Source organism: Paenibacillus algorifonticola (assembly GCF_000971975.1).
GTDB lineage: Bacteria > Bacillota > Bacilli > Paenibacillales > Paenibacillaceae > Pristimantibacillus > Pristimantibacillus algorifonticola.
The window spans coordinates 1-18,625 of the sequence record NZ_LAQO01000014.1 but is presented as its reverse complement, the minus strand read 5'-3'; the positions used below and the strand labels follow the sequence as shown (position 1 = coordinate 18,625).

Sequence of the window (18,625 nt, the reverse complement as noted above, 5' to 3'; positions counted from 1 at the left end):
CGAGATTGCCAGCCTAAATATCTAACATCAAAACGTCCTCATTCCACTCGGAATGAGGACGACAAACATCAATCTCAATCTGCTGCCTAAACAGCGCATTACTAGATTATCTTATGGAGACGGCGTAGCCGATGCTCCAGGACTGCTGCTTGCATTTGTGCCGTCAGCGCCAGGTGAAACCTCAGGCGAAGCGAGTGTATCGTCGCTTTCCAGCAGCGTGTCCACATAGGCCTTAAGCTCATCCTCATTGCGTACGCCAAGCACCGAAGCGCCGCCAACCTCTTCGTCAGCAATCATATCCATCGGCGGAACCTGTGCGGTTCCAGCCACATGACTATCAACTCCGAGCTGTCCGAGCTTGAGCATATCTGTGGTCGTCAAATTCGTTTCAATATAAGGAGAGACGCTCTCCAATATTTCCTTCATTTTGAGAATGTTCCAGCCTGATTGCAGCTCCTTGGCAAGAGCCTGCAGAAATTTGCGCTGGCGCTCCGTACGTGTGAAATCGCTCATCGCATCATGGCGGAAGCGCACATATTGCAGCGCTTTGTCGCCATCTAGCAGCTGGACGCCCTTTTTCAAATCAATATCGTAACGGTTGCCGTCGGCATTGTCGGTATAGCGCATATCCTTCTCGACATCGATCGTGATGCCGCCCATTGTATCAATTAAAGACTTAAAGCCTTCAAAGTCTGTATACACATAATACTGAATGTTGAGTCCCAGCAAGTCGCTGACCGTCTTCATCGCCAGCTCAGGCTTGCCAAGTGTTATAGCCGTATTAATCCGTCCACTTCCATGTCCTTCAATCTTGACATAAGTGTCGCGGAGGATCGACAAGAGATGCGCCCTCTTTGTAGTAGGATCTATGGATAATACGAGCATAGAGTCCGAACGCGGAATTTGTCCTTCATCCATACCGCGGGCATCGCCACCCAGCAGCAAAATGTTGACGCGCTCCGTCCCTTCCCATTTAGGTGCCTCGAGTCCGGTGTCCTCAAATTGGGAAAATCTTGATTGCTCGTTAGGTTTATTGAAATCCGACGTAGCATTATAAACGCCATAAATCCAGTAACCTGCATAAGCAATACCGATTCCCAGCAGAATAAGGACAATTGTCAGAATCCATTTCCACGTTTTTGATAGCTTAGCTTTCTTCGGCCGTTTTTCCATTATGCTAGTAATGCCCCTTTCAAAATTTCGCAGTACCCCGTCTTCCATTCATTCACCTTGACTGCCATTGTAAAACGTTTCTCTAATAGCATTTACGTACCCTGCCATCTGCTGTATGATTACATATTGTAAAATTATAATTCGGAAGGACATGCGGAAGCAAGTTTTATCAAAATATAGGATAATGAAGTGTGATGACCGTGAATCATCGCTCTTTTTGCAAACGGGGGATTAGCATAATTTCCCGGGGAATGTCGACCGTATTAACGGAGAGGAGCTTGACGAACCAATGCTGGCAATAGATGTTAAGGATCTGCGCAAGCAGTTTAATGTACAGAAAAACCGGGAAGGACTGTCCGGGGCGCTGAAAGACCTGTTCAAACGCGAATATACGGAGGTTACAGCCGTAAAGGATATTTCTTTTCAAATCCCGCAAGGCGAAATCTGTGGCTATATCGGCGAAAATGGTGCAGGCAAATCGACAACTATTAAAATGCTGACCGGCATTTTAGTGCCAACCGCTGGCGATTTGCGTGTCAACGGTTACGTTCCCTACAAGGACCGCGAAAAGTTTGTCGCTGAAATCGGAGTTGTCTTCGGACAGCGTTCGCAGCTATGGTGGGACATCGGGGTTATTGAGTCGTTCCAGCTGCTGCGTAAAGTGTACCGCGTATCGGAGGCTGATTTCCGCAAGCGGCTGAACAATTTGATTGAGCGTCTTGATCTTGGCGATTTGCTCAACCGCCCTGTCCGCAAGCTGAGCTTGGGCCAGCGGATGCGCTGCGAGCTTGTTGCTTCGCTGCTGCATAATCCGTCGATTTTATTTTTGGATGAGCCGACGATCGGCCTGGACATTATCGTCAAAACAGAAATTCGCGAATTTCTGAAGGATTTGAACCGTGAGGAAGGCACGACGATTTTGCTCACGACCCATGATTTGCAGGATATTGAAGCGTTGTGCTCACGTGTTATTATGCTCGATGATGGGCGCATTATATATGACGGCGGGCTGGAGGACTTGAAAAACCGCTGGAGCAAAGGGCGCGAAATTCACTTTGAGTTCAGCACGCAGACGAAGCTGGCGACGCTTCAAGCGCTCACAGGCGATCTTGATGTAACGTGGAAAATGGACAATGATTTGACGGCAACGATGTGGCTGCCGCATGCGATCAATGTATCTGACGCATTGTCCAAGGTCGTAGGCGGTGCCGCGATTCAGGACATTAAAATTGTGGAGACGAACACGGATGAAATCGTTCGTGAAATTTACCGCTCCGGCTCGGCTAGCACAGAATCAGAGCAGCAGGCAGCGCTTAAGGAGACGACGGTCTCATGATGGGCGCTTATCTGGATTTTATTCGCATCCGTTTTATTACGATGCTGGCATACCGCGTTAATTATTACAGTGGTATCGTTATTTATGCGATTAACATCGGCGCGTATTATTTTTTGTGGAAAGCGATTTTCGGAGAGCAGCAGGAGCTGGCGGGCTTTACCGTCGCCCAGATGACGACGTATGTCGCGGTATCGTGGATGGCTAGAGCGTTTTATTTTAACAATCTCGACCGTGAAATCGCGAATGACATTAGGGACGGCAGCGTTGCTACCCAAATGACCAGACCGTATTCCTATTTGCTCGTAAAAATGATGCAGGGCTTCGGCGAAGGCTTATTCCGCCTGCTTCTATTCATGATTCCAGGCATGATTATCGTTTGCCTGATTTTTCCGGTGACGCTGCCGACCGATCCGATGACGTGGATGATTTATTTAGTCATGCTGCTGTTCAGCTTTCTCATTAATTCACAAATTAACATTTTAACAGGGCTGTTTGCCTTCTTCGTTGAAAATAACGAGGGCATGATGCGGATGAAGCGCGTGATGGTCGATTTATTTTCCGGCGTCGTCGTGCCGATTGCATTTTTCCCAGGCTGGCTCGCAGAAATTATGAAATGGCTGCCGTTTCAGGCCATCACGTATTTGCCGAGCTCTGTTTTCACAGGCAGGACGCCGGGCAGCGAAATTGCTGGCGTGTTTGGCCTGCAAGTAGTATGGTTCGTCGTGCTGCTTGTGCCAATCTGGTTCACATGGCGGGCGGCGCGCAAGCGTCTGTTCGTGCAAGGAGGTTAAGGCAGGCATGCTGTACGCACAATTATTTTGGGAGTATATTAAAAACTACGCGAAGACGCGGCTGACCTACCGAATGGATTTTTGGATCGAGATTTTGTCTGATATGATGTTCCAGTTCATGAACCTGATCTTCATTCTAATTGTTTTTCGCCACACCCCATCGCTTGGTGGCTGGTCCGAGGCAGAGGTTGTGTTCGTCTATGGGTTCTTTATGATTCCATATGGCATTTTCAGCACCTTTTTCAGCATCTGGAATTTCAGCGAGCGGTATATTGTCAAAGGGGAAATGGACCGGATTTTGACGCGTCCGGCACATAATTTGTTTCAGGTACTGCTCGAAAATGTCGATCCGCCTTCCCTAATCGGCTCTGTTGTCGGCGCGATTATTATGTTTGTATGCTGGGGAGAGCTGGGCTTGCCTTTCCATGTTATGGATATTGTGCTGCTGGCAGTATTCGTTATTGGCGCAGTGCTCGTGTATGCGGGTATTTATACGGCCTTGTCGGCGATATCCTTCTACTCGGATGCTCCGACTGGCATTGTACCGCTCATGTACAATATTCAAAACTATGGGCGTTACCCGGTTAACATTTACAATAAAATGATTCGTTTCGTGCTGACCTGGCTGCTGCCTTTCGCCTTTGTTGGCGTCATCCCTGCTTCGTATTTCCTCGAAAAGAAAGCGGATGACCTGTCGCAGCTCGCGCTGCTGACCCCGGTCGTGGGCCTTGTGTTCTTCACGCTCGGTCTGCTGCTGTGGAACCATGGTGTGAAGCGTTATCGCGGGGCGGGCTCGTAACGAATAGTTGTTTAAATGCGGCGAGGAACTATTCCTCGCCGTTTCAATGTAAGCCGAGAGCGTCAAATACACGAGGTAATGTTTAAAGTTTTACATACATGGGTGAATGGGAACAGGAGGTCGGATAAATGTCTACGATAGAAGTGGGACAAGCGGTGCCGGATTTTAAGCTTCCGGCATCGGATGGGACGCAGGTGAGCCTGAGCGATTACTTGGGCAAAAAGGTTGTGCTTTATTTTTACCCGAAGGATAATACGCCGACCTGTACCGATCAGGCTTGCGATTTTCGCGATGCCTATCCAGCCATGATTGACTGCGATGCTGTCGTCATTGGCATTAGTCCTGACAGCGTGAAGTCGCATGAGAAGTTCATTGCGAAGAAGGAGCTTCCGTTTCTGCTGCTCGCAGATGAGGAGCATGAGGTGTGCGAGCTGTTCGGCGTGTGGCAGCTTAAGAAGCTGTATGGCAAGGAATATATGGGCGTCGTACGCTCCACCTTTCTTATCGACGCCGAAGGCAAGCTTGCGCGCGAATGGCGCAAGGTGAAGGTGAAAGGGCATGTGGAGCAGGTTGTGGAGGCTTTGAAGGAGCTTTAGGGGGTATGAAGGCACAATAGTTAAATTTGGGCATGCCGCAGGATTTCGATCCTAGCCGCATGCTTTTTTTATTACCGTGATTTTTGGTCGTATTTAACTAAATAAAATCCAACTTTTGTCGATATATCTAGTTAGACAGAAGAAAAGGAGATTGAGACATGAAGAAATGGTTACTTAGTTTTGTTTCTGCAATATTATGTTTTGTGTTAGTTATTCCGAGTACGTTCGCGGCAAACATTAATGATGTTTTGCTAAATCCTGAAGCTGGTTGGAAAAGGGTAGATCTAAAAAAGAATACACCCAATATTACTTATGTAGGGAGTTGGGTATTAGATACTACTGCGAAAGATTACACAGGGAAAACTAATGGCGATTCTATGGGGAGCAGCAAGGATTTAAAACTTAGATTTGATTTTACAGGAAACAAATTAAGCATTCGTTCATGGCTGATAAAAGGTGAGTATAGCCTCATTATTGATGATGTTCATTTAGGCAATTTTAAAGGTGATAATAGTACGAAACAATATGGCGTCACCTATTTTAACGATAGCTTTTCAAATGGGAGACATTCAGTTGAGCTTAGCCTTACTCAATCCGAAACATATATTGATACCATCGATATTGCGGAAGATGGAGAAATTTTGCCGTTTACAGGAGTTCAGGCTCCATTAAACTTGACAGCAAATTATACAAAAGCAGGAGCAGGGCTTCAATGGGATGTGGTAAGCAATGCTACCTATATTCTGAAGAGAAGTACGTCTATGGGTGGCCCTTACACAACGATTGCAGAAAATCTGAGTAGTCCGTTATATACGGATGCTAACGTTCAGTACAATACCACTTACTACTATGTTGTGTTCGCTACAAAAGATGGTCGCGTAAGTGCAAGCTCAAACGAAGCTTCCGTAACTATACCAGTACCGTCGATAAGCCTTGATATTGAATCGAATGTTACGCAAGTTTCTTTATTCGACACGTTTGTGGTACAAGCTGTTTTGAAAAATGCTTCAAATATTTATGCAGAAGATTTCAATATTCAATATGACGATAACCGCTTTAAGCTTATTTCTGTTGAGCCCGTAGATTTGGTTAGTATTGCGTCAAATACGGAGATCAACGATAATACGATTAGATTGATTACGGCTAGCAATGGCGCTGATAATGGCATTAATGGAAATGGTGTACTTGTTAACTTGCATTTTAAAGCAATTGCCGTAGGATCGGGCAAGATTGATGCATTAAAAGCTAGAGTGGCTGATAATGGCTACAATGAAATCACCTTGCCATTAGAAGATGTTGGAGAGACTACAATAGAGGTTACTCCAGTAGCTGATTTCTCGTTAAAGGATCTTGGAGCTGCATCGTATCAATTAAATAATAATAAATCATTCTTAAGTGAATTACTGATGAATTTTCTAGGTGCTGTCGGCATTGTGAGTCAAGTGGACTTAACTAAAATTGGCGAAGCATTGCTAAGCAGCCTTAGCTATGAATTTAACCATTAAGCTAGTCGATTAAGTGATCTAGTAATAAGCTTCACACGGGCGATAGGTCCTGTGTGAAGCTTATTTGTTTTGTAATGCCTTTTTTACATTTACAGATGATTATTTAGGGCTAAACTCTACCTACTTAACAGGGCCGCTACATTTTCCCATTTGCTGCGTCTATAATAGAGGAAGGTTCGTTGAACGGATGGGAAGTCCGGTTATTGTGAAGGTGAATGAGAAGAAGGAGTTGGCATGGAATGACAGGCATACGAGGAAAGAAGATAGCAGGCTGGTTTAATCGGCACACAGTGGCGCGTGGCGCCCTGATCGGAATTGCTGCCGTATCAGCGTTTGCTGGTGCTGGCGGTGCAGTGGCGGCTGCTCAGCCAAGCAGCAAGGTAGAGGCAGCGCAGCCGGCAAGCAGCAAGGTGATCGCAGTCGAGGTCAATGGCAAGGCGGTGGAATGGAACGTGCAGCCGCTCATCAAGGACGGCACAACGTTCGTTCCGCTTCGTGAAGCGGGCAAGGCAGCTGCGGGCAATATCGAATGGGATGGGAAGACGCAAACCGCAACGATTAAAGTGAACGGAGACGTCATCGTCCATCGGGCGGGAACGTCCGTAGTAACGGTGGACGGGCTGGCCATGAACATGTCCGCTCCTTCTCTAAACATTAAAGGAACGCTCATGCTTCCACTGCGGTCAGTAACGGATGCACTCAAAGCATCGCTGCAGCTGTCACAGACGAAGGAGCTTCTGACGATCCGGATTCAGACGGATGCAGTAACTAAGTATGGCAAAGAGGATGCCGCTATTGACGCCTATTTGAAGGGCGAAGGCTTCTCGGGCATGGCGCTTGTAGCTAAGGATGGCGGGGTGCTGCTTCGTAAAGGCTACGGCTTTGCCGGGACTAATAAATTGAATCGTCCAGACAGCAAGACGCGTATCGCTTCCATTACAAAATCATTCACAGCGGCATCCATTATGCAATTGGTCGAGCAAGGAAAGCTGAGCTTAACCGATCCCGTGTCCAAATTCGTGACGGGTATCCCGCGCGGCGATGACATTACGATTCATATGCTGCTGTCGCATACGTCAGGGCTTCAATCTGAATTTACTCGAAGCGGCGACGTCACGATCGAGCAGACAATTGAAGAGCTTCGGACGAAGCAGTTGAAATATGAGCCAGGCACGACTTATTTATATAGCAATAACGGCTATGTACTGCTGGCCTATGTGCTCGAGCAGTTGTCGGGCATAAGCTATAGCGACTATGTGAGCGAGCATTTTCTCACTCCGTTGGGCATGAAAAATTCAGGGACGGCTACGCCTGCAACCCCGACCATTCAGGGCTATATTTTGCAAAAAAATAATGAATGGGCCGCAGCCCCGTATTATGTCTCGCAGTCGGGTACGGGAACGCTGTATTCGACCGTCGATGATTTGCTCAAATGGGATACGGCGCTTCGGGCGGGCAAGGTCGTAAGCGAGCAGTCGCTTGAAGCGATGTATACGCCGCATTCGGATAAAAATTACGGCTACGGCTGGATTGCACTGGGCCTGAACGGCGAGAAGGGCGTCTTCCATAATGGCAGCGGCAGCGGCTATGCGACGGGCATGCTGCGTAATTTGGATAGCGGAATGACGGTTATTTTGCTCGGCAACCATGCGGGCATGGATATGACGAAGCTGCTGCAGCAGGTGCATAAGCTGGCGGCGGAACAGTAATTTGAATATTAAGATGGTCGCCGCTCGCGTGAGCATTTCCTGCTGGGCGTGGGCGGCCATCCAACCTTACCGGATCGTAGAAATCTTAAAACCACGCTATTTCCCCAACCACAAATACATATAATCCCAAAATAAATCTCAATGATAGTACCTATTTTATAGCGTAAAACCTAGCCCAATGGTGCTAATTGAATGGTTCGAAACAACCATTTTTGTCCAATATTTTGAAAGAACTGCGTGTGTTATGGTATTATACAAGAAAATAAGAACGTATGATCTGTTTTTGCGAAAGGGAGACCACAATGATGGATATGATCAAGCCGCCGGCTGAAATGTTATTTGAAGCAGAACTGCGGGCGCTGCGTGAAGAGGATACGGGAAAGCGTCCGCCCGAGTGGCTGCTGTCTCCGGCCTATGTGCGCGACTTTATAATTGGCAGGGATCAACCAGCTATCTTAGACGGCAAAGAAGTCGTGATTACCCGCAAATTTTATGGAAACGATGTGCTGATCGAACGAGCTGTTGTCACTTTGGCGGGCAATCGGGGGCTAATGCTCGTTGGAGATCCAGGTACAGCGAAGACGATGCTCAGCGAGCTGCTGTCAGCCGCTATATCGGGGACGAGCCTGAATACGATTCAGGGCACAGCCGGAACGACGGAAGATATGATCAAATACTCTTGGAATTACGCCATGCTGCTGGACAAAGGCCCATCCGAGGCCGCGCTTGTGCCAGCGCCTTTATATAACGGAATGAAGCAGGGCATTATGACCCGCTTTGAAGAGATTACCCGCTGCCCAGCGGAAGCGCAGGACAGCTTGATTAGCATTTTGAGCGACAAGGTGATGAATATCCCCGAGCTGGACGGCGGCGTATTGTTTGCGAAGCCCGGTTTTAACGTTATAGCAACGGCGAATATTCGCGACAAAGGCGTCAACGAAATGAGCGGTGCCTTGAAGCGCCGGTTTAACTTCGAGACGATCAAGCCTGTCAGCAGCATGAAGATGGAAGCGAAAATTATTGAAAATGGGGCCCGAAGCCTGCTTATGCATAGTGGCGTTGACGCGGAAATCGACCTGTTTGTGGTCGAGCTGCTGGCGACGACATTTATGGAGCTGCGCTCCGGCATTACGCGCGAAGGCTACAAAATCGATATCCCCGCAGCCTCAATGAGCACAGCGGAAGCAGTATCCGTCTATGTTCAAAGCGCCATGACCTCCTATTATTATGAAAATAAATCGATTTCGCTTGATCGGCTCGTGCAAAATATGCTCGGAACGATTGCCAAGGAAAATGAGAAGGATTTGTCCATCCTGAAAACCTACTTCTCCAAGGTCGTCAAAGAACGCTCCAAGGAAGACGTTATATGGAAGGACTATTATGAGGAGCGAAAATGGATTGGTTAACGGGCGAGGCTGACAAAGAGCTGCCGTCCCTATTTGAACAGCAGGTGTTTAATCTGAACAGCGGCACGGTTTATTTTCCTATTCGCCATCATAGCCCAGCCTGTTCCTTTCATCTGCTGAGAGTGATTAAGCAATATAACCCTGACATGATTTTGATCGAAGGGCCAGCGAGCGGGACTCCGCTCATTCCGGTGCTTGCGGATGAGGCGACGGAGACACCCGTCAGTCTATATTGTACTTATGAGGATGAGCAAGGCGGAAGATCGGCTTGCTATTACCCGCTGCTGAGCTACTCTCCGGAGTATGTGGCCATGAAAGAAGCGGCGCGTCTCGGCATACCGGCGGCGTTTATCGATCTGGACTACAGTCACGAAGCTAGAGCGGAAGCCGAAAAACAGGAGAAGTCCATACAGGATGAAACGCTGCTAGCCAGCTCCGATTTTATTAATCGTTTATGCCGTAAAATGAACTGCCGCAGCTTTGATGAGCTGTGGGAAAAGCTGTTCGAAATCGAAGGGCAAGCAGCAACGACGGAAGCTTTTGTGCAAAATGTTTTTACTTACTGCGCGTTATCTCGTATGTGCTATTCGAAGGAACAGCTTCACGCTTCTGGCGATTTGGCGAGAGAGGCCTATATGAGAGAGTGTATCAAGCAAGCTGCCTCTAAGCATAAGCGTGTTCTAGTGATTACTGGCGGTTTTCATACGTACGGCCTGCTTGAAGCCGCCCAATCAGAAGGGCTGGCGAACGAGGAGCAGCAGGGGAAAAGCGGAGGAGCCATTCAGCAACAGCTGTATCCAATGGTCTACACGTTCGAAGAAGCGGATCGCTTGAATGGATATGCGAGCGGGATGCCTTATGTGAACTATTATGAGCTAATTTGGAATAAGCTTCTGCAAAATAAAGCAGAGCCCTATAACCAGACAGCGCTCGCCTTGTTATCCGAGCTGATGCGCAAGCTGCGCAAAGGCCAGGAGGAGGTATCGACGAGCGATGCCATTGAGGCATACAGCATGATTCAAGGGCTTGCGGTGCTTCGGGGCAAAAGGGAAGGCGGGGTATACGAGCTTCTGGATGCCGCTCTTTCCTCCTTCGTGAAAGGGGAGCGGACGCTTGCGACGGACAAGCCGCTTGAGGAGCTGCGCTTGCTTCTGACGGGGGATAAAATCGGCATTGTCGCTCCCAATTCGTTTACGGTGCCGATTGTGGAAGATTTTAAGAATCGCTGCTCTGCGTCAGGGCTTCAGATTAAGACGACGGGCAAACACAAAAAGGTGCTTGATCTGTACGCCAAGGAGGAGAATCGTCTGCTTAGCCAATTGCTGCAATGCGCGAGCTTCCTCGTTCCGGATTTTGCGGTTCGGGAGTCTGGACCGGATTGGGTCGCCTATCGGGATATGAATCTGGTTCGTGAAACTTGGACGTATGCTTATTCGTCCCGCATTGAGGCGAGATTGATCGAAAATTCGCTATATGGGGGAACGATCAAAGAGGCGGCAGCCCGCAAAATCGGGGAACGGATGCAGGAGCTTCCCGATCATCATAGCGGAGAAATCGCGAATGCGCTGCTGCAGGCTCTTCTTATGGGCTTGCAGGATACAGCGAGGCGATTATATGAGCAGGTGCAGGCCGCTTTGCGCAAAGACGGTAATTTTCTGTCGTTGTGCCAAACACTTACGATATTAAATCGTTTGCGCCAGCATGGCAGGCTGCTGGGGCTCGCGGCAGACGAACAGCTGCCGCTGCTCGTAGCAGAGGCTTATAACAATGCGGTAGATAAGCTGCTGGGGCTTGCATCTATCCATTCAGATGAGCATCCAGCCATTATACAAGGGCTTAAGCTGCTGGCTATGCTGGCAGAGTCGTCTGAAGCGCATTTTCAGAATGATACATTCAGAGGGCATTTGAGCGAGCTGCTGTCAGACCGGAAGCTCTCTCCGCAATTGGAGGGAGTGGTGATGGCTATATTAGCAGGGCTTGGTGACAGGACGCGTGAAGAGATGGTCGAGCGCGCCAGAAGCTACGTTCGCGGAACGCCGGAGCAGGCCAAGCAGACGGCGAAATATTTGCAAGGGATGTTTGCAATCGCGCGCGATGCTTTTTTATATGATGAACTGCTGCTCGGCGAATTGAATTATTTAATCGAAGAGCTTCCTTCGGATGATTTTATTGCGATGGTGCCGGAGCTGCGGCTCGCGTTCACCTATTTTACGCCAATGGAGACGTCGCTAATTGCAGAGCGAGTCGCTACACTGCATCAAGCAGAGCCGGAAGAGCTGGAGCGTCCGCCCATCGACGAGCAGACGCTTATACAAGCCAAGGCGCTGGATGAAGCCATTCGGAAGGAGTTTGCCACATGGAAGCTGATTTGAACAGGCAGGATGAGCGAAGTGAACATGAACATGGAGAGATTGGACAAGCCTCGATTGCTCCCCCTTCTTCAGGCAGCCGCACATCAGCCGAGGCTTTGAATCGCTGGCGGCTCATCCTTGGCGAGGCTGCCGAGGAAGGCTTATGCGAAGCCGAAGGCTATTCGCCTGAACATTTTTCATATACGGAAATGGATGAGCTGCTTGCCTTTTTGTATGATCGGGAATATGGCGAGGAGCAGGGCTATAGGAAAACAGGCGGGCGGGGAGCCTCAGAGCTTACCGTTCCCAAGTGGCTGCATAAGGTGCGAGAGCTGTTTCCGAAGCAGACGGTGGAAATATTGGAGAAGCAGGCGCTGGACCGCTATGGCCTGACCGAGCTGCTGACGGATAAGAAGCTGCTTCAATCGCTTGAGCCTAATATGAATTTGCTCAAAAACATCCTTCAATTCAAAGGACGGATGAAGGGCGATGTGTTAAGAAGCGCAAAGGAAATCGTTCGTGCAGTAGTGGAGGATTTGCGGCAGAAGCTCGAATCGCAGGCCAAAGCGAGCATACTTGGCAAGCGCAGCCGCTACGCGAGCAGCTCTGTGAAATCGCTGCGCAATTTAAATTTTAAGAAAACCATTTCCAAAAATTTGAAAAACTATGACCGCAAAAAGAACAGATTTGTGATCGACCGCCTTTATTTTGATGGCAATGTGCAGCCGCATAACAAGTGGAACATTATTATTGGCGTGGATGAGAGCGGGAGCATGCTGGACTCGGTCATTTACAGCTCGGTTATGGCGAGTATTTTTTATAAGCTGAATGCACTGCGTACGCACTTATTTATTTTTGATACCCAGGTCGTCGATTTGACGAGCAGGCTGGAGGACCCCGTGGATCTGCTGATGAACGTTCAGCTAGGCGGCGGCACGCATATTGCCAAAGCACTGCGCTACGGCGAGACGTTGATTGAAAACCCTGGCAAAACCATTTACATTTTGGTCAGCGATTTGGAGGAAGGCTACCCGATTCAGCATATGTATAAGGCTTGCAAGGATATTTTGGATGCAGGCTGCAAGCTGCTGGTGCTGACCGCACTCGATTTTAACGGGGACTCCGTTTATAACAAACATGCGGCTCAGACGCTCACCAATATGGGGGCGCATGTAGCGGCGATTACACCAAATGAGCTGGCCGATTGGATCGGCGATATTATTACTTAATTTTTGGGAGGAATCGGATAATGATAACGGAAAATCGCGAAGTTGAAGCCTTAGTTGAAAAGTTTGGAGAAGCGCTCTCGCAAGAGTATTCGAAGAACACGGACCGCAGCGCAATCATTATCGATTATGTGATGGGCAGAACAGAGCAATTCCCGGATTTGCTGCCTGATTCCATGCAATATGCCTACCGTTCGATGGATCTTTTTGAGAAGCTTGCGAAGAAGGATGACAGCGATGTGTTTTTTCGTGCGGGTGCACTCATGCTGCGAATGGGACTCAATGCTAGCCGAAGCTATTACTGGCAGGGTTACAGCCTCTCTGTCTGTATGGGCGACGGACATCATGCTTTAGGACTGGCGGGAAAAAGCAAAGCGGGAAGCCAGCGATTGCAATCGCTGCTGCCGCGAATGGAGAAAATACATAAATTTGCCGGGGATAAGGCGATGATGGATGAGCTGAAAAGCAGGGTTGGCAAATGCAATTTTGGCAAAAAGGATGCAGGAGATACAGGCGTTATTATTAATACGCTGCTGCTTCTAAAGCTGTACTCCCTGCTTGATAATACCCGGGCCCATCAATTTAACAGCCAAAGACTGGCAAGCGAGTTTCCGGAAATACTGCAAGCGGTATTGGCCGAAAATACGGAGCAGCTTCGCGAGCTGCTGAATGCTGCGGTGAAGCCGATCATCGCGTACCCGTTCAAAGCAAAGGAGAATTATTCCGTTCGGGAGCTGAGCGTGGATTTTATAACAAGCCAACGCGAAAAAACGATTGCGGCCCACTATCCTGATCTCCAAGCACAGGAGAACGGAGAAGTTTCCCGCACCCAATTTAATCGGACATTGACCCAAATTCATAGCGCTTTGTTATATGTCATTAACGTTAAAGGCGGCAAGCAGCTGTTTCTGGACGAGCCGGGGGATGTAGGCTTAGCGCTGCTTGATGCAGTCAGAACGCTGCATGAAGTATATCCGCTTGAAGTCCGCCAGCATTTGCTTGCCATCGACAGACGTGCCAAAAAACCGGACGAGCTGTTGGAAGGCATCATTCCACTCCACGAGCCATACGAGTTAATTGAACGGCTAAGAGGAGAACTGAATAGTTATATGGTGCCTTGGAGCGCGCTGCAAAGCTATGTGCTTAGTGTGCCGGATCAGGCTTTGCGTGCTTATGAAATTTTACGTTCGGCGTATTACAAAGCTTATTTGCACAAGGTGCTCACAGATGGCGGAATCGCATTGCCGGAAGGAGCAGGCACACTTACGCAAGCCGTCTTCGCCGTACTGAGAGGGCAATCGGAGGGAGGGCGTCATGGCCTGTTTTTCGCCCGTTATTTGGAAGGCGAAACTTCTTTCGAGGACTATTGGAAGGATGAAACGAATCGTTCGCTGTTTGATCATCGGAACCGGGATAGCCGTCGTAAAAATCTGCTCGTGGCCGTAAGCTTCTTGCCTGCCGAATCATCTTATATCAGGCGGCTTGCCATTTTGATTTCACGCCCTGAATGCGATGCGTTGACTCTAGTATCGGAAATGTATCATTCCTTTTCGTTTAGCGGTGAAAAGCTGCTGGAGCTTTACGGGAACGACCCTGAGGTGAGCCGTGAGCGTCTGCTTTCGGGCTTGCTGATGCTTAATGGCATGAGAGACTATTACTACCGTTCCATGCCGCAAACCGAATATCGATCCATTATTAGAAAAAATTTGACGGATTCGCTGAAGCAGTATAAGAATTTGCCCACGGACTCCCGGTTGACGGTGCTCGATATTGCCTTTGAAGATCGCGATGCTTTGGCCCTAGAACAGTTGACGGAAGCAATCCGTGCGGGGCTGCTGGATTCGTCGAAGAAGGCAAGCGGAGCTGCACTGGCTGAATTCAGCCGAGTGCCGGACAAGACGTTATATTTAACGCTTTATCGCACCGAGAAAAAAGCAGCGATTAAAGAGCTGGTGCTGGACGCCCTGCGCAGCGTGCCAGACAGCAAGGCAGCTTACCAGCAATTGCTGGAAACGGAAAAAACGGAAGACTGGCGCACGCTCATTCAAATTTTGCTGGATACGGCTGATTTAAGCCCTGTTCATGCGCACGCTGCGCTTGCAGATCAAGCGGATGCAAAAAAAACAGCCCGCCTCAGCTGGCTGTCTGTGAATGATTTGCCAGCATTATTGGATTTGGAGGGGCAGCAAATAGATGACCGAATCAAGTCGTATTTGATGCTTCAATCGATGGACCATACGACGGCTCCGAATGAACGCCTGAATGAGCTGCGTTCTTATGTAAACAGCGAAACGCTTTCGAATTTCGCAGCGGAGCTCATTCAGCTGTGGATTCAAAACGAAGCGCCTGCGAAGGAAAAATGGGTGCTGTATGTAGGCGCATTGTTCGGCGATCGTAAGCTTATACAAATTTTGGTTCCGCAAATTAAGGAATGGACGGAAAATAGCCGCGGCGCGATGGCGGCGGAAGCGGTCAAAGCTCTATCTTATTTGAACGAGCCTGCCGCATTAATGGCCATTGATAAGATCAAGCGGACCGTCAAAAACCGTCAGGTGAAGGGCGCAGCTGAAGAGGCCTTGCAGCTGGCAGCGGAAAATCAAGGACTTACACCAGAGCAGCTCGAAGACCGCCTGGTCACGTCGCTTGGCTTTGATGATAAGGGTGCTCAGCAATTCAGCTATGGCGAGCGTACCTTCCAGGTGAAGGTGAACCGGAATCTGGAGGTTATGGTTATCAATGAAGAGACGGGCAAGCCGCTAAAAAGCCTGCCTGCATCGGGACAAAAGGATGATGCGGAGCTGGCAGCGAAAGCGAAGGCCGATTTCAATTTGCTCAAAAAAGATTTGAAAACGATGGTGGCGATCCAAGCGCAGCGGCTGGAAGAATCGTTGTCCAAGCAGCGGTTATGGTCCGCCGAGGAATGGACGACGCTGTTCGTGGGCAATATCGTCATGCAGAAGTTTGCCGTTGGCCTCATCTGGGGCGTGTATGAGCAAGGCGACCTCACGGACACGTTCCGTTATATGGAGGACGGCACCTTTAACACCGTAGATGAAGATGAATACGAGCTTGCTGAGGGTGCCAAAGTCGGCTTGATTCACCCGCTTGAGCTGGAGCAGGAAGCACTCGAGGGCTGGAAATCACAGCTGGAGGATTATGAGATCAAGCAGCCATTTGAGCAGTTGAATCGCCAAATCCATCTGGTGGCAGAAGAAAATCTGCAAAGCACGCAATACGAGGATTTACCGGGATCAGAGCTTTCGCCTACAGCGTTCCCTAAGGCGCTTGAGAAATATGGCTGGTACAAAGGACATGCCCAGGATGGCGGATATTATACTGAGCTGTATAAGGATTACGGTGACTGGCTTGCTGAGCTGCGTTTTAGCGGGACTAGCATCACCTATTACGAAGGGCTGGATGACATTACGCTGGAGCTGCTGCAATTTCATGCGAATGGAAAAGGCCAATATAGCTATTACAGTGATATTCCAGCGCTAGCCTTGGGCAAAATTCCAGGTCGTGTATTCAGTGAGACGATCTATGATATTTTGCGGGCATCAGGACGCTAGCATGTCAGCTGCCGCATTTGAAACGAGCTTTGGGCAGTTTGCCAAGCTTTGTACCGAGGATTATTTGGTTCGGCATTCGAACAAGGGCTTGTATAACCGGGCGTTAAAAGATATCGGCAAAGGCATTGATGTCAAATACGCTTGGGGACAATCGTCCGTCAGCTGCGAGTTAAACGACGGAACGGTCTGCACGCTGGAAAATACGCTGGCTCATTGGAAGTGTACGTGTCCGGCAGACAGCTTATGCAAGCATGTGCTGATTGCCATTTTGTTTTACGCACAGCAGCAGCCCTCTTCTTCTGTACAAGAGGAAGGTGAGGGAGATGGCAACGGAAATCAGCCGGATAGTAACGCTGAACGCTTCAATTGGCTGCTGGCTGCCGATCTTTCACTACTGATTAAGCCGTTTAATGTTTCCATTGTGGAGGAAGTGCTGTTTCGGCTGCGCTACCCGGAAGAGCTTGAAGTGGCAGAAAATGCTCTTCTTACGGTCTGTCTCAAGCTCCAAGGAGCCGAGGTTTCGTTCACCGAGGAGGCAAATCCGGCTAAGGCGCTTTGCAAAATAAAGGAGAGAGCAGGCGAGCTGTTAAAGCTGGAAGCTTTATTGCGTTACCGTGCTTTAAAGGGGCTGGATGATCAGGAAGCGCTGCGCAGCAAAGTGCATAAGGTCGCTTTTTCACCGGATACCGTAAGGGAATGCAAAGAGCTGCTCACTGCGATGCTGCGGACGGGACTTGCCCGTCTGCCCCAGTCGTATACCGCACAGCTGGAAACGCTGGCCGTCGCAGCGCGCAGTGGCCAGTTGCCGGACGTGGAGCGCGGCTTGCGCGGCATCCAGGGCGAGCTGGAGCTGTTTTTCAACCGGCATGTACGATTTTCCATGCAAGTGCTGCTGGATCGCGTCACCAAGCTGTATCTTGCTCTTGAGCTGCTTGAGCGGGAGACGCTTCCTGCTGCTCAGAAGGAGCAGCTTATCGGTGCTTTTCGCAGCAAATATTATGCGCTGCCGAAGCTGCGCCTGTACGGTCTCGGCGCCGAGCCGTGGGAGACGCGTTCAGGCTACAGAGGCATCACCTATTATATGTATGGCCTCGATGATCAGCAGGTGTACACCTACAGTGATGCACGCGCGGTGTATTATGAAGGCAATGCATTTTCGTTTGCCAAGCATTATGCCAGCTACTCGCCTTGGCTTGCGAGCTTGACAATGCGCCAGTTTGCGGGAGAAGAGCTGGTGTTCGAGCACATTAAAGTGAACGAGGAGCTTCGATTGTCTTCAGGCGAGGGAGCGAGCCTCACCCTTGTCGCCCGCCAGTCCATTAACGAGATTAATGCGGGGCAGCTCGCCTCGGACTTGCCCGCTTTGCGGCAGGCTGGAGTGGGGCAGCCGGCATTATTTTCAGACGTAAAGGAACGGCTTGCCTTAATTAAGTTGGCACGGATCACGGGAAACCGGTTCGATAAAAGCTCGCAGAGCCTAGTGCTCGAAGTAGAGGATGAAGCAGGCGGGCAGTTGGAGCTGATCCTCCCTTATCAAGCGGACTGGGAAAAAACCGTCAAACGTCTGGAAGCAGGGTATGGGGCTGCATCGCTGGAACCGTTTTATGCATTTGTGCGCATAGAGGGCGGCCAGGCTTATCCGATCAGCTTCTTGCATAATACGAAGTTGATCAGCTTAAAGCTGGATATGTAAGGAAAATAAGCAATTGGAAAAAGGAGCAGCGGGAATGGCTTTGGAGCAGGTTTACGATGGACTGCAGCGGCTGCGCAGCTGGTTTGAGGAGCTGCTGCTTCGCGGGACCGCGCAGCTTACCTTGAAGGATATCGAATGGCTGGAGCGGGAGGCGGAAGAAGCCGCCCGCTTGCAAATGGACTTTCTGTCCACACTGCTGAAGCAAGTGGCCGGCGAAGGACGCAAAATGGTGCTGGGAGGCGGCGAGGAGCAGCAACTGCTCCTTCATAGCTCCCGGCTTTATCAGTATGTTCAGCTTGCTGGGCAGAGGTGAAAGTTTCCTACTTAAGGGAGTATGTTGATGTTGGCAGGCAGGCTGGCTGGAGCCTTTTCCAGCATGCAAAAAGAAGGAACCGGACACTGTAAAATGTACCCCTTGTAAAGGACAATTAAAAAAAGGTTAGGCGACTTCAAGCTGCTGTCTGTACCGTA

At 49.4% G+C, this 18,625-nt stretch carries 13 protein-coding genes; 12 read left to right on the top strand and 1 reads right to left on the bottom strand.

Annotated features, from left to right (window positions below):
* Positions 1-111: 111 nt before the first annotated feature.
* On the bottom strand, positions 112-1,173 hold the full coding sequence (locus tag WH37_RS18625) for an LCP family protein (RefSeq protein ID WP_046232138.1): 1,062 nt from the start codon (positions 1,171-1,173) through the stop codon (positions 112-114).
* 289 nt (positions 1,174-1,462) lie between these two features.
* Between WH37_RS18625 and WH37_RS18620 the strand changes: the two genes are divergently transcribed.
* The 12 genes from WH37_RS18620 (at position 1,463) to WH37_RS18565 (ending at position 18,467) form a co-directional block, all read left to right on the top strand.
* On the top strand, positions 1,463-2,509 hold the full coding sequence (locus WH37_RS18620; protein ID WP_046232137.1) for an ABC transporter ATP-binding protein: 1,047 nt from the start codon (positions 1,463-1,465) through the stop codon (positions 2,507-2,509).
* Complete coding sequence (locus WH37_RS18615; protein WP_046232136.1) at positions 2,506-3,300, top strand: ABC transporter permease; 795 nt, start codon at positions 2,506-2,508, stop codon at positions 3,298-3,300. Before WH37_RS18620 ends, WH37_RS18615 begins: the two co-directional genes overlap by 4 nt.
* A 7-nt stretch (positions 3,301-3,307) precedes the next feature.
* Entirely contained in the window at positions 3,308-4,099 is a 792-nt protein-coding gene (locus WH37_RS18610; protein ID WP_046232135.1) for an ABC transporter permease, read from the top strand.
* 128 nt (positions 4,100-4,227) lie between these two features.
* Positions 4,228-4,695, top strand: coding sequence for a thioredoxin-dependent thiol peroxidase (gene bcp, locus WH37_RS18605; RefSeq protein ID WP_046232134.1), 468 nt, complete (start codon positions 4,228-4,230; stop codon positions 4,693-4,695).
* A gap of 158 nt (positions 4,696-4,853) precedes the next feature.
* Complete coding sequence (locus tag WH37_RS18600) at positions 4,854-6,200, top strand: cohesin domain-containing protein (protein WP_046232133.1); 1,347 nt, start codon at positions 4,854-4,856, stop codon at positions 6,198-6,200.
* Between the two features lie 239 nt (positions 6,201-6,439).
* Entirely contained in the window at positions 6,440-7,909 is a 1,470-nt protein-coding gene (locus tag WH37_RS33765; protein ID WP_052737059.1) for a serine hydrolase domain-containing protein, read from the top strand.
* Between the two features lie 305 nt (positions 7,910-8,214).
* Positions 8,215-9,315 (top strand): ATP-binding protein, encoded by a 1,101-nt coding sequence (locus tag WH37_RS18590; RefSeq protein ID WP_082110889.1) that lies wholly within the window; start codon positions 8,215-8,217, stop codon positions 9,313-9,315.
* Positions 9,303-11,687, top strand: a complete 2,385-nt coding sequence (locus WH37_RS18585; RefSeq protein ID WP_046232131.1) for a DUF5682 family protein — start codon at positions 9,303-9,305, stop codon at positions 11,685-11,687. Before WH37_RS18590 ends, WH37_RS18585 begins: the two co-directional genes overlap by 13 nt.
* Entirely contained in the window at positions 11,672-12,895 is a 1,224-nt protein-coding gene (locus tag WH37_RS18580; protein WP_082110888.1) for a VWA domain-containing protein, read from the top strand. The genes WH37_RS18585 and WH37_RS18580 overlap by 16 nt, the downstream gene beginning before the upstream one ends.
* Positions 12,896-12,915: 20 nt before the next feature.
* On the top strand, positions 12,916-16,461 hold the full coding sequence (locus WH37_RS18575; RefSeq protein WP_046232130.1) for a DUF4132 domain-containing protein: 3,546 nt from the start codon (positions 12,916-12,918) through the stop codon (positions 16,459-16,461).
* Position 16,462: 1 nt separating this feature from the next.
* On the top strand, positions 16,463-18,154 hold the full coding sequence (locus WH37_RS18570; RefSeq protein ID WP_046232129.1) for a hypothetical protein: 1,692 nt from the start codon (positions 16,463-16,465) through the stop codon (positions 18,152-18,154).
* 34 nt (positions 18,155-18,188) lie between these two features.
* Positions 18,189-18,467 (top strand): hypothetical protein, encoded by a 279-nt coding sequence (locus WH37_RS18565; protein WP_046232128.1) that lies wholly within the window; start codon positions 18,189-18,191, stop codon positions 18,465-18,467.
* Positions 18,468-18,625 lie beyond the last annotated feature (158 nt).